Below are 13246 nucleotides of genomic sequence, written 5' to 3'. Positions count from 1 at the left end.
CAGTGGTGGCCGGTACTTTACGGGAGTCTTATTTCGCGCCATGCGCACACATGTTTTGCGCACCCACGTTCCAGGGGGACCCCAGCATGACCACTCCGCCGCCTCCGCAGGACCAGAACCCGTACGCCCAGCCCACCGCGCCTACGGCGCAGCAGCAGCCGTACGCCCCGTTCCCGAACCAGGGCGGCGCCCCGGTTCCCCCGCCGCCCGTGCCGGCCGGCAAGCGCATGGGCAAGAAGGCGATACGCATCGTCGGTGCGATCGTCGTCGCCGTCATCATCGGCATCCTCAAGTTCGGCGCGGGCTGGTTCCTGACGCGCGACGACGCGGAGACGACCTCGGTCGGCGCCTGCATGCACAACGACGGTACGGACTCCAAGGCTGACCTCAACGAGGTCGACTGCTCCGACAGCAAGGCCCAGTACAAGGTCGTCCAGAAGTTCGACGGCTCCCGCGACGACAGCAAGTGCGAGGCCGTCACCGACGCGACGATCTCCTACGTGCAGTACGGCGGCGGCCACGACGTGGTCCTCTGCCTGAAGGAAGTCAAGTAACGGCTCGGCTGCCACGACTGAGGGCCGGTGTTTCACGTGAAACACCGGCCCTCAGTGCGTTCGGGGGCTGACCGAAGCGGTGGTTCGGGGCGTTGTTTCACGTGAAACAACGCCCCGTTTCCCGGCCTCAGCCCTGTTCGGTCCACCACTCCTTGAGCGCCGACACCGCCGCGTCGTACTCCATCGGCCCGTTCTCCAGACGCAGCTCCAGCAGGAACTTGTACGCCTGGCCGATCACAGGGCCGGGGCCGACACCGAGGATCTGCATGATCTGGTTGCCGTCCAGGTCGGGGCGGATGGCGTCGAGTTCCTCCTGCTCCTGGAGCTGTGCGATGCGCTCCTCCAGGCCGTCGTAGGCCCGGGAGAGAGCCGTGGCCCTGCGCTTGTTGCGGGTCGTGCAGTCCGACCGGGTCAGCTTGTGCAGACGGTCGAGCAGCGGTCCCGCGTCCCGGACGTACCGGCGCACGGCGGAGTCGGTCCACTCCCCGGTGCCGTACCCGTGGAAGCGCAGATGCAGCTCGACCAGCCGGGAGACGTCCTTCACCAGGTCATTGGAGTACTTGAGCGCGGTCATGCGCTTCTTGGTCATCTTCGCCCCGACCACCTCGTGGTGGTGGAAGGAGACCCGGCCGTCCTTCTCGAAGCGGCGGGTGCGCGGCTTGCCGATGTCGTGCAGCAGCGCGGCGAGCCGCAGGGTGAGGTCGGGCCCGTCCTCCTCCAGGGCGATCGCCTGCTCCAGGACGATCAGCGTGTGGTCGTAGACGTCCTTGTGCCGGTGGTGCTCGTCGCGCTCCAGCCGCAGGGCCGGCAGCTCCGGCAGGACACGGCCGGCGAGTCCGGTGTCGACCAGCAGACTCAGCCCCTTGCGCGGGTACGCGGAGAGGATCAGCTTGTTCAGCTCGTCCCGCACCCGCTCCGCGGAGACGATGTCGAGGCGCTCGGACATCTCCTTCATCGCCGTGACGACCTCGGAGGCGACCTCGAAGTCGAGCTGCGCGGCGAACCGGGCGGCACGCATCATCCGCAGCGGGTCGTCCGAGAAGGACTCCTCCGGTGTCCCCGGGGTGCGCAGCACCCGGGCCGCGAGGTCGTCACGGCCGTTGTGCGGGTCGATGAACTCCTTCTGCGGGAGCGCCACCGCCATCGCGTTCACGGTGAAGTCTCGCCGGACGAGATCCTGCTCGATGGAGTCGCCGTAGGACACCTCGGGCTTGCGCGAGGTGCGGTCGTACGCCTCGGAGCGGTACGTCGTCACCTCGATCTGGTAGCCGTCCTTCTGTGCCCCGACGGTGCCGAAGGCGATCCCGACCTCCCACACCGCGTCCGCCCACGGCCGCACGATCTTCAGGACGTCCTCGGGGCGGGCGTCCGTGGTGAAGTCGAGGTCGTTGCCGAGCCGGCCGAGCAGCGCGTCCCGGACCGACCCGCCGACCAGGGCGAGGGAGAACCCGGCCTCCTGGAAGCGGTGGGCGAGGTCGTCGGCGACAGGCGCGACCCGCAGCAGCTCGCTCACGGCGCTGTGCTGCGCCTGGCTGAGGGCGCTGGAGGTGTCTTCGTTGGCGTTCGGCACAACAGGAAAGGGTACGGGGCCCGGCGGGCCCGGGGCGCCCCGATTACCGCCGGGGTGCCGAGGGACACATCGCCCATAGCCAGGGAAGTCGGCCCTTGGATCTGCTTCACCGACACCGCGCCCCATACGCGACGATAGAGGACAGGACAGGGACCCCACCTGATCTTGCGGACCGGTCCGCGGCACTTCACCTCCGCGCACATCGTTACCATGCGTGGACGCACATTCCGACGACCACTGACGACGACGAGAGACGGGCGAACGCGTGGCCGAGGCGGCAGACTTCCCGGGGACGAGTCCCTCACCTGCCCGCCGGTGGCTGCGGCGCACCGGAGCACTGCTCGCCGGGGCGCCCCTGCTGGCCGGGCTGCTGCAGCTGCCCGCGCTCCCCGCGCACGCCGACGCCGCGACAGGCGTCAAGGAAGCCTCCGACAAGGGCGCGGTCTCCGTGGCCGTCGACTCCCTCAGCCCGGCTGTCCCGACCGACGGCGACACGGTGACCGTCTCCGGCACGGTGACCAACAAGGGCAAGCAGGCCGTCACCGAGGCGCACCTCGACCTACGGGTGGGCTCCGCGCTCACCACCCGTTCGGCGATCGCCGACGCAGCCGGCGACGCCGAGGACCTCTCCGCGGGCTACGGCTCCGAGGTGGGCGGCAAGTACGTCGCGAAGTTCGACAAGCTCACGCCGGGAGTCGCCGAGCCCTTCAGCATCTCCGTACCGGTCGACGAGCTGGACCTCGGCGGCGAGGGCGTCTACCCGCTCGCGGTCTCGCTCTCGGGCCAGACGGCCGCGCAGCAGTGGAATCACGTGCTCGGGATCGAGCGGACCTTCCTGCCCTGGCAGCCGGACGGCGCGGACACGGCGACGAAAACGACGGTTCTGTGGCCGCTGGTCTCCACCGTCCACATGACGGCCGAGACCGGCTCGAACGCGAGCCAGACGCCCGTCTTCCTCAACGACGACCTCGCCGAGGAGATCACCCCCGGCGGCCGCCTGGACCAGCTGCTCAGCCTCGGCAAGGACCTCGACGTCACCTGGGTGATCGACCCGGACCTGCTGGCCTCCGTGGACGCGATGACCGGCAGTTACCGGGTCCGCACCAAAGGTGACACCACCACGGCCGGCACTCACCAGGCCGTCGCCAAGAAGTGGCTGGCCGGCCTCCAGGAGGCGGTGGCGGACAAGGAGGTCGTCGCCCTCCCCTTCGCGGATCCCGACCTCGCCTCCCTGGCCCACAACGGCACGGGGGTCAGCGGCTCGCTGAGCCAGTTCAAGGCGGCCAGCGATGTCGCCGCGACCACCGTGGAGACGATCCTCCACGTGACGCCCAGCACCGACTTCGCCTGGCCGGTGGACGGGGCCGTCGACCCCTCGATCGTGAAGGTCGCCACCTCCGCGGGCGCCGACAAGGTGATCGCGCGCAGCGACAGCCTGGCGGAGACCGGCAGCCTGACCTACAGCCCCTCCGCGGCCCGGCCCATCGGCGGCGGCACCACGGCGGTCGTGGCGGACGCCCGCCTGTCCACGGCCTTCCAGGGCGACCTGACGAACGCCTCCGCGTCCACGCTCGCGGTGCAGGAGTTCCTCGCCCAGAGCCTGGAGCTGAACCTCCAGACGCACAAGCAGCGCAGCATCGTCGTCGCCCCCCAGCGCACGCCGACCGCCGGTCAGGCCCAGGCGATGGCCGCGGCCGTCAGGGCCCTCCAGGACTCGGGCTGGTCGCAGCCCCAGAGCCTCACCGCGGCCGCCGAGGCCAAGCCCGACGGCAGTGCCACCACCAGGGTGCCCTCGCGGTCCTCGTACCCCTCCGCGCTGCGCAGGCAGGAGCTGCCGAAGTCGGCCTTCGAGCAGATCGCGGCCACCCAGGACACGCTCGACAGCTTCAAGGTGATCCTCACCGACAGGTCCCGGGTGGTGACCCCGTTCGGGAGGGCCACGAACCGGGAGATGTCCACCTCGTGGCGGGGCCGCTCCACCGCCGCGAGCACCTTCCGCCAGGGCGTGCAGAGCTATCTCGACACCCTTACCGACCAGGTCAAGCTGATCGACAAGTCGGAGACCAAGCTCTCCGGGCGCAGCGCCACGATCCCCGTGACGGTGCAGAACAACCTGGTCCAGGGCGTCCGGCACCTTGTCCTGCGCCTCTCCTCGTCCAACAACACCCGCCTGGAGATCGCCGGCCACGACTACGCCCAGCAGGACATCGAGGTGTCCGGCGGGCACAGCACGACGGTGAAGTTCACCACGACCGCCAATGTGAACGGCCAGACCACGGTGATCGCCCAGCTGTACACCGACGACGGCCAGGTCTACGGTGCGCCGGTGACCTTCGACGTGAAGGTCACCGAGATCACCGCCACGGTGATGCTGGTCATCGGCGGCGGTGTGCTGCTGCTCGTGCTGGCCGGCTTCCGGATGTACACCCAGCGCAAGCGGGCCGCGGCCCGCGCGGCGCAGGAGGCGGAGGCCGAGGGTGACGCGGAGGACGTGGCCGACTCCGAAGCCGCCGAGGACACCGACGAGGGCACGGCGGCCGAGGCCGACGGCGCCCCCGGGACGTCCGCGGACGCCGAGGACGACGCCGGGGAAGAATCGGCCGCACGGTCCGGGGCAGACGACCCGGAGCAGGCGAGTGACGGGACAGCGGACACCGCAGCGGAAAGCCCGGCCCCCTCGGGGACGGGTGAGAGAGTGGACCGTTGAGGATGTCGTGGCCGGTGGGCCCGGGACGATGAGGTGGGGTAGCCATGAACGCGCCGTACGAGGGTGACCGCGGCCAGGCCGCGGGCAGCTCGGGTCCTCCCGAGGGCCCGCCGCCCGAGCACGGCCAGGTGCCGTCCCAGCACCCCGCGGACATGTACCTCCAGGACGCCTACGACCAGGACCCCTACGGGTCGCAGGACCTCACCGCGCAGGACCCGGTCGCCGAGGCGCTCTACGACCGTGCCGCGCACCCGCCGCCGCCTCCGGGAACATACGCCCCGCAGCAGCCGCTCTACGGCCGCCCTGCGCCGTCGCCGTACGCACCGGACCCGCAGGTGTGGGCCCAGCCTCCGGCTCCCGAGCCGGAGGGCCCCACCCAGTACCTGCCCTACGGCGACGACCCGCGCACGACCGAGTTCGTGGGCGTGGACGACCTGGTGTCGCACTCCGGTGAGGAGCAGCACCAGCCCGACGCCTTCGCCCATCTCTTCAAGGACCAGCGGCAGGGCGGCACCCGTCCGTCGGCCGAGGCGCCGGCGGTCCCCGGCCCGTCGGTGGCCCACGGCGGCCAGGGGCCCGCGCCGCGCCACCAGGGTCCGGCTTCGGTGCCGCCCGTGGACGACCGCACCATGAACCTCGGCAGCGCGGCCGCCGTGACCGGGGCGCCCGCTTCCGAGCCGGCCGCCGCCCCGGCGGCTCCGGCGGCTCCGGCGGCTCCGGCGGCGAAGAAGGGCGGCAAGGCGGCCGGCCTGCTGAAGTCCAGTGCCGTGATGGCCGCGGGAACGATGGTCTCCCGCCTCACCGGCTTCGTCCGCTCCGCCCTGATCGTCTCCGCGCTCGGCGTCGGCCTGCTCGGCGACACCTTCCAGGTCGCCTACCAGCTGCCGACGATGATCTACATCCTGACCGTCGGCGGCGGTCTCAACTCCGTCTTCGTGCCGCAGCTCGTGCGGGCCATGAAGGAGGACGAGGACGGCGGCGAGGCCTACGCCAACCGGCTCCTGACGCTGGTCATGGTGGCGCTCGGCGTGCTGACGGTCGCCGCGATCGCCGGAGCGCCCCTGCTGATCCGGGCACTGTCCGACCCGGTCGCCAGCGAGCCGGCGGCCAACGCGGTCGCCATCACGTTCGTCCGCTACTTCCTGCCCTCGATCTTCTTCATGGGCGTCCATGTCGTGATGGGTCAGATCCTCAACGCGCGCGGCAAGTTCGGCGCGATGATGTGGACCCCCGTCCTGAACAACATCGTCATCATCGTGACGCTGGGCATGTTCATCTGGGTCTACGGCACCGCCGCGGACTCCGGCATGAAGGTCACCTCCATCCCGCCGGAGGGCCAGCGGCTCCTGGGCATCGGCGTCCTGCTGGGCCTGGTGGTGCAGGCGCTCGCGATGATCCCCTACCTGCGGGAGACCGGCTTCCGGTTGCGGCTGCGCTTCGACTGGCGGGGCCACGGCCTCGGCAAGGCCGTGACGCTCGCCAAGTGGACCTTCCTGTTCGTCCTCGCCAACCAGGCCGGCGCGATCGTGGTCTCCCAGCTGTCGACCGCGGCGGGCAAGGCCTCGCCCGTCGACGGCACCGGTTTCGCCGCCTATGCCAACGCGCAGCTGATCTGGGGCCTGCCCCAGGCCATCATCACCGTGTCGCTGATGGCGGCCCTGCTGCCGCGGATCTCCCGCTCGGCGGCCGAGGGCGACGGCGGCGCGGTCCGCGACGACATCTCGCAGGGGCTGCGCACGACGGCCGTCGCGATCGTCCCGATCGCCTTCGGCTTCCTCGCGCTCGGCATCCCGATGTGCACCCTGATCTTCGGCTCCTCCGGCACCAGCGAAGCCACCAACATGGGCTTCATGCTGATGGCCTTCGGCCTCGGCCTGATCCCGTACTCGGTGCAGTACGTCGTCCTGCGCGCCTTCTACGCGTACGAGGACACCCGCACCCCCTTCTACAACACCGTCATCGTGGCCGCGGTCAACGCGACCGCCTCGGCGATCTGTTACTTCGTCCTCCCGGCCCGCTGGGCCGTGGCGGGCATGGCCGCCGCCTACGGGCTGGCCTACGCGATCGGCGTCGGTGTCGCCTGGAACCGGCTGCGCAAGCGGCTCGGCGGCGACCTCGACGGCTCGCACGTCCTGCGCACGTACGCCCGACTGTGCATCGCCTCCGTGCCGGCGGCGCTGATCAGCGGCGCGGCCTGCTACGGCATCGCGCAGACCCTCGGTCAGGGCGTCATGGGTTCCTTCGCCGCCCTGCTGGTCGGCGGAGCCCTGCTGCTCGGCATCTTCTTCCTCGCCGCCCGGCGCATGCGCATCGAGGAGCTCAACTCCCTCGTCGGCATGGTCCGAGGGCGCCTGGGGCGCTGAACGAGGGGGAGTCGCACAACCATCGTTGGCCGCCGTGTGTCGTGCATAGCGGCGGACTGTGGGCACAATTGGATCCGGCGTCGGACGGCGCGCACGAGGTCGGCGGCGCGCATGGGATGGGGAGGCAGGAACGACGGTGGCGGAATGGAGCACGGCTGCCGTCGACGTGGCAGACAACAGCGGCGATGAGCCGCTGACCGCACAGGCGGACCAGTCCACGGCCGACGGGGTGGCCAAGAACCGGGAGCGGGACACGGACAGCGACGAGGCACAGGGGGGTGGCGGGATCGAGCATCCCGGCCGGACCTCACCGCCTGAACTGCACAGCGGCCACAAACTCGCCAGGCGGTACCGCCTTGAGGAGTGCGTCACCCGTCTGGACGGTTTCAGCAGTTGGCGTGCGGTCGACGAGAAACTCCGCCGTGCCGTGGGCGTCCACATCCTGCCCGCGGACCACGCGCGCGCCCGCTCGGTGCTGGCTGCGGCCCGCTCGTCGGCGCTGCTCGGCGATCCTCGCTTCGTCCAGGTCCTGGACGCCGTCGAGGAGAACGACCTGGTCTACGTCGTCCACGAGTGGCTGCCCGATGCCACGGAGCTGACGACCCTGCTCGCGTCCGGGCCGCTGGAGCCGCACGACGCGTACCAGATGGTCAGTCAGCTCGCCTCGGCCATGGCGGCGGCGCACCGTGAGGGGCTCGCGCATCTGCGCCTGAACCCCAGCGCGGTCCTGCGCACCTCCACCGGCCAGTGGCGCATCCGGGGGCTCGCGGTCAACGCCGCGCTGCGCGGCATCACCTCGGAGACCCCGCAGCGCACCGACACCGAGGCGATCGGTGCCCTGCTGTACGCGGCGCTCACCCAGCGCTGGCCGTACGAGAACGACGCCCACGGCCTGTCCGGGCTGCCCAAGGACGTCGGTCTGATCGCGCCCGACCAGGTGCGCGCCGGTGTCCACCGGGGGCTGTCCGAGCTGGCCATGCGCGCGCTGGCCAACGACGGGGCGACCGCGTCCCGGCACGAGGCCGCGTGCACCACGCCGGAGGAACTGGTGAAGGCGATCGGGGAGATGCCCCGGATCCGCCCGCCGGAGCCGGCGTTCACCGCGCCGCCGGAGTACCAGCGCACGACGTACCAGCAGGGCAGCTACGGCCGCCCCGCACCCCACCCGGGCGCCACACAGCCTGTCCCGGCCCCGCCGCCCCCGCTGCAGAGCCGCACCGGCCGGGCCCTGAAGTGGGCGGTCTCCGCGCTGCTCATCGCCGCCCTCGGCCTGGGCAGCTGGCAGCTCGCGGACGCCCTGATGAACGGGGACAAGTCCGACGACACCAACAAGACACAGACGACGGACGACGGCGACAAGAGCAGCTCCTCGCCGAAGCCTGTCACCACGCTGAAGATCCAGGGCGCCGCCGAGTACTACCCCGACGGCAAGGCCCAGCACGCCGACGACGTGCAGCTGACCTACGACAACGACAGCTCCACGTACTGGCGGTCCTACTCCTTCAGGTCCGGCCCGGTGCTCGCCCCGTTCAAGCAGGGCGTGGGCATCGTCTACGACCTCGGTTCCGAGCGGAGTCTGTCGGCCGCCTCGATAGGGCTGCACTACGGCGGGAACTACACGGCAGCCACGCTGTACGCGGCGGACTCCCTCTCGTCGTCGGCGCCCCTCAGTTCCATGAAGAAGATCGCCGACGGTCGGACCTCCGGCAAGGAGTTGCAGATCTCCGCCAAGACGGCGGTGAAGACGCGGTACGTTCTCGTATGGATCACGGCGGCCCCCCACTCGGGGTCGGACGAGTACAGCGGGGATGGCTACAAGCAGGCCATCACCGACGTGAAGTTCACGGGCTGATGACTCACCGGAGGGGGAGGGGGTCCCATGACGCAGGGCGGCGGCTACGACGCGGCCGGCGATCAGGACCTCCTCACCCGGCATGTGGAGGGCGACCCCGACGCCTTCGGTGAGCTCGTACGGCGGCACCGGGACCGGCTCTGGGCGGTCGCCCTGCGAACGCTGGGCGACCGCGAGGAAGCCGCTGACGCCGTCCAGGACGCCCTGGTGTCGGCCTACCGCGCCGCCCACACCTTCCGCGGCCAGTCCGCCGTCACGACCTGGCTGCACCGCATCACCGTGAACGCCTGTCTCGACCGGGCCCGCAAGGCGGCCTCCCGCAAGACCTCCCCGGTCGACGACACCGAGCGCCTGGAGCACCTGCTCGAACCCCATGAGTCCGCCGCCGCCCCCGCGGAGCGCAAGGACGTCCACCGTCAGCTCTTCGAGGCGCTCGGCACCCTTCCCGCCGACCAGCGGGCGGCCCTCGTCCTGGTGGACATGCAGGGCTACCCGGTCGCCGAGGCCGCCCGCATCCTCGACGTGCCCACCGGGACGGTGAAGAGCCGCTGTGCCCGGGGAAGAGCCAGACTGCTGCCGCTGCTGACCCATCTGAGGCCGGAACACTCCGGCGGGGCCAAAGAAGGCGACAGGGGGCGGAACCGGGCGCAGGGGACAGCCGTCCCACCGGCAGCGGATCCTCCCGGAGAGGGTTCGACCAGCGCCGGGTCCGGCGATTCAGCAGCGGTGAAGGGCGGAGGTGGGCGAACGTGACATCGACGACGGACACGACCGGGCACCCGGACGTCACGGAGATCTCCGACCTCGCCGAGGGCCTGCTCGCCCCTTCGCGGAGCGCCGACATACGCCGGCACCTCGACGGCTGCGCGCTCTGCGCCGACGTGCACACCTCTCTCGAGGAGATCCGCGGTCTGCTGGGCGCACTCCCCGAGCCGCCCCCGATGCCGGAGGACATCGCCCGGCGTATCGACGCAGCGCTGGCCGCCGAGGCGGTCACCGGCCCGACGGCCGAGGGAGCCGACACGGCGGACACGACCGGGGCGGAGGCCGGGGCCGCAGCGGACACCTCGGACGCCACACCTCTCGTCGGTCCCGAGGCCCCCCATGTTTCACGTGAAACACCGGTCGTCGCGGACCGGCCCTCCGGCCATGCCCGCTCCGCCACCACCGGCCCGGGCCGCAAGAGCGGCAAGCGGGGCGGGCGCCGCAGGGTCGCCGTGCTGAGCGCCGTGCTCGGTGCCGCCGCCCTGGGGCTCGGCGGCATCCTGGTCTCCTCGCTGACCGGCGGCAGCGGGCCGGGTACCTCTGCGCACGGGCAGTCCACCGCCGCCGACACGTTCGCCCAGGGCACCCTGGAGCAGAAGGTCACGGATCTCCTCGGCCGGGCCCAGGGGTCCAAGGCTCCCAACAGTCTGGGCATCGCAGGCACGACCGGCAGCCCCCGCCCCCGGGTCTTCACGGAGCCCACCGTCCCCGCCTGCGTCCAGAAGGGCATCGGTCGCGCTGACACGGTCCTCGCCACCGAGCAGGGCGTCTACAAGGGAACGGACACGCTTCTCGTCGTGCTGCCCGACACCTCCGACAGCACCAAGGTCGACGCCTATCTCATGGACAGCACCTGCGTCGCGGATTCCTCGTCCGGCCCGGCGAAGATCCTTCTGAAGGCTTCCTACACCCGTCACTGACGGCCCACCTGCGACTCCGTCCCCGGCGCTTCTCCCCAGGGGGTCCGCCTGCCGTGTGCCCGGACACAGCGGGAATGCGCGCCCCTTAGGATCCGTTGGGTGGGGTGAGAGTTCAGAGCAGCTCCCACCGGTCGAACGACGCAGACCAGAGACGAGGAACAAAGCCGTGAGCGACGTCCGTAACGTGATCATCATCGGCTCCGGGCCCGCCGGCTACACCGCCGCGCTCTACACCGCGCGCGCGTCGCTGAAGCCGCTGGTCTTCGAAGGCGCCGTCACCGCGGGCGGCGCCCTGATGAACACCACCGAGGTGGAGAACTTCCCCGGCTTCCAGGACGGCATCATGGGCCCCGAGCTCATGGACAACATGCGCGCCCAGGCCGAGCGCTTCGGTGCGGAGCTCATCGCGGACGACATCGTCTCCGTCGACCTCACCGGTGAGATCAAGACCGTCACGGACACGGCCGGCACGGTCCACCGTGCCAAGGCCGTCATCGTCGCCACCGGCTCCCAGCACCGCAAGCTCGGCCTGCCGAACGAGGACGCCCTCTCCGGCCGCGGTGTCTCCTGGTGTGCCACGTGTGACGGGTTCTTCTTCAAGGACCAGGACATCGCCGTGATCGGCGGCGGCGACACCGCGATGGAGGAGGCCACCTTCCTCTCCCGCTTCGCCAAGTCCGTCACCATCGTCCACCGCCGGGACACTCTGCGCGCCTCCAAGGCGATGCAGGAGCGCGCCTTCGCCGACCCGAAGATCAAGTTCGTCTGGGACAGCGAGGTCGCCGAGATCCAGGGCGACCCGAAGCTGGCCGGGCTGAAGCTGCGCAACCTCAAGACCGGTGAGCTCTCCGACCTCGCGGTCACCGGTCTGTTCATCGCCATCGGCCACGACCCGCGCACCGAGCTCTTCAAGGGTCAGCTCGACCTGGACGAGGAGGGCTACCTGAAGGTGGCCGCGCCCTCGACCCGGACGAACCTGACCGGTGTCTTCGCGGCCGGTGACGTGGTGGACCACACCTACCGCCAGGCGATCACCGCGGCCGGAACCGGCTGCTCGTCCGCTCTCGACGCCGAGCGTTTCCTCGCGGCGCTCGCGGACGAGGAGCAGGCCGAGCCCGAGAAGACCACTGTCTGACCCCCACCCCCCTCTCCCGCCCCACCGCACAAGGAATGAAGGAGCCCCCTGTGGCCGGCACCCTGAAGAATGTGACCGACGCCGACTTCGATGAGGTCGTCCTCAAGAGCGACAAGCCCGTTCTGGTGGACTTCTGGGCCGAGTGGTGCGGCCCGTGCCGCCAGATCGCTCCGTCCCTCGAGGCCATTGCCGCCGAGCACGGCGACAAGATCGAGATCGTCAAGCTCAACATCGACGAGAACCCGAACACGGCCGCGAAGTACGGCGTCATGTCGATCCCGACGCTCAACGTCTACCAGGACGGCGAGGTCGCCAAGACCATCGTCGGCGCCAAGCCGAAGGCCGCGCTCGTCCGCGACCTGGAGACCTTCATCTCCGAGTGACGCCCCGTTTCACGTGGCGCTCTCATGACGCACTGTTTCACGTGAAACAGAAAGGGGCCGGTCCACAAGGACCGGCCCCTTCGTCATGGTCTACAGCGGTCGCAGCGCCGGCTCCTTCTGCACGGCCCCCAGCAACCGGTCCAGGGCCATCTCCACGTCTTCCTTCCAGGAGAGCGTGGTCCGCAGCTCCAGCCGCAGCCGAGGATGACGAGGGTGCGGCCGGACCGTCTTGAAGCCCACGGCCAGCAGATGCTCCGCGGGGAGCAGACAGCCGGGTTCCTTCCAACGGGCGTCCCCGAAGGCCTCGATCGCCTTGAATCCGCGCCGCAACAGATCCTTGGCGACCGTCTGCACCATCACGCGGCCGAGCCCCTGTCCCTGATACCCCGGCATGATGAACGAGGTCATCAGCTGCACGGCGTCCGGTGCCACCGGACTTGTGGGAAACGCCGTCGAGCGGGGCACATAGGCGGGCGGGGCGTAGAGCACGAACCCGACGGGCCGATCGTCGACGTACACCACCCGGCCGCACGATCCCCAGTCCAGCAGGACGGCGGAGATCCAGGACTCCTTCTCCAGGGCGGCCGTCCCCGCCTTCAGCGCGGCCGCACCCCTGACGGGATCCAGTTCCCAGAAGACACACGAGCGACAGCGCTTGGGAAGGTCCTTAAGGTTGTCCAGCGTGAGCGGTACAAGCCGACGCCCCATGAAGGCTGTTCCTCGCTTCCTTCGCCCGCAGCGTCGCGAGCGGCTGTCAGAGCGTTGCGTTCCCTGAGCAGACTGCCGACGAAACCGCCGACCGCCCCCAGCCCCAGCCCCGCGCTCACCAGTCCGGTCCGGCTCATCGTTCGCATGGCCCTCGCCTCCCGCTTCGAGGTGCTGCCTGGTGGATGCGCCATACCCCCTCGCATCGTATCCACGATGCGATTCCCGTCGATACCGACTGAACGCAAAGAGCGAGCCGTGTTCCGGACACACCGGACACGGCTCGCTCAGA

The 13246-nt window shown here is 70.4% G+C and carries 10 protein-coding genes; 8 read left to right on the top strand and 2 right to left on the bottom strand.

The annotated features are described in order from the left end of the window. Positions 1-86: 86 nt before the first annotated feature. Positions 87-554 carry an LppU/SCO3897 family protein gene (locus AQJ58_RS28765; RefSeq protein WP_067255416.1) on the top strand — a complete coding sequence of 156 codons (468 nt, stop codon included), beginning with the start codon at positions 87-89 and terminating at the stop codon, positions 552-554. Between the two features lie 127 nt (positions 555-681). Here the strand turns inward: AQJ58_RS28765 and AQJ58_RS28760 are convergent, their stop codons facing one another. Continuing rightward, complete coding sequence (locus tag AQJ58_RS28760; RefSeq protein ID WP_067255415.1) at positions 682-2124, bottom strand: CCA tRNA nucleotidyltransferase; 1443 nt, start codon at positions 2122-2124, stop codon at positions 682-684. A gap of 265 nt (positions 2125-2389) precedes the next feature. Between AQJ58_RS28760 and AQJ58_RS28755 the strand changes: the two genes are divergently transcribed. From AQJ58_RS28755 to trxA, 7 genes are all read left to right on the top strand, one after another. Next, positions 2390-4831, top strand: a complete 2442-nt coding sequence (locus AQJ58_RS28755) for a DUF6049 family protein (RefSeq protein WP_067255414.1) — start codon at positions 2390-2392, stop codon at positions 4829-4831. Positions 4832-4875: 44 nt separating this feature from the next. Then, on the top strand, positions 4876-7194 hold the full coding sequence (gene murJ / locus AQJ58_RS28750) for a murein biosynthesis integral membrane protein MurJ (RefSeq protein ID WP_067255413.1): 2319 nt from the start codon (positions 4876-4878) through the stop codon (positions 7192-7194). Between the two features lie 136 nt (positions 7195-7330). Further along, positions 7331-9046 (top strand): protein kinase family protein, encoded by a 1716-nt coding sequence (locus tag AQJ58_RS28745; RefSeq protein ID WP_067255412.1) that lies wholly within the window; start codon positions 7331-7333, stop codon positions 9044-9046. A 27-nt stretch (positions 9047-9073) separates the two neighbouring features. Continuing rightward, positions 9074-9799, top strand: a complete 726-nt coding sequence (gene sigM / locus AQJ58_RS28740) for an RNA polymerase sigma factor SigM (protein WP_067255411.1) — start codon at positions 9074-9076, stop codon at positions 9797-9799. Further along, complete coding sequence (locus AQJ58_RS28735; RefSeq protein WP_067255410.1) at positions 9796-10731, top strand: anti-sigma factor family protein; 936 nt, start codon at positions 9796-9798, stop codon at positions 10729-10731. The genes sigM and AQJ58_RS28735 overlap by 4 nt, the downstream gene beginning before the upstream one ends. A gap of 166 nt (positions 10732-10897) precedes the next feature. Further along, positions 10898-11866 carry a thioredoxin-disulfide reductase gene (gene trxB / locus AQJ58_RS28730; RefSeq protein WP_067255409.1) on the top strand — a complete coding sequence of 323 codons (969 nt, stop codon included), beginning with the start codon at positions 10898-10900 and terminating at the stop codon, positions 11864-11866. Between the two features lie 50 nt (positions 11867-11916). Next, the gene (gene trxA / locus AQJ58_RS28725; RefSeq protein ID WP_055632129.1) at positions 11917-12249 is read left to right on the top strand and encodes a thioredoxin; all 333 of its coding nucleotides are present in this window, start codon (positions 11917-11919) and stop codon (positions 12247-12249) included. Between the two features lie 90 nt (positions 12250-12339). Here the strand turns inward: trxA and AQJ58_RS28720 are convergent, their stop codons facing one another. Then, a complete protein-coding gene (locus AQJ58_RS28720) occupies positions 12340-12957 on the bottom strand; it encodes a GNAT family N-acetyltransferase (protein ID WP_067255408.1) in 618 nt (205 codons plus the stop codon). Positions 12958-13246: the final 289 nt, after the last annotated feature.

The sequence above is a fragment of the Streptomyces sp. DSM 15324 genome, from assembly GCF_001514285.1.
GTDB lineage: Bacteria > Actinomycetota > Actinomycetes > Streptomycetales > Streptomycetaceae > Streptomyces.
The sequence above is the reverse complement of the archived record's forward strand: the minus strand, read 5'-3'. Positions and strand labels throughout refer to the sequence as shown.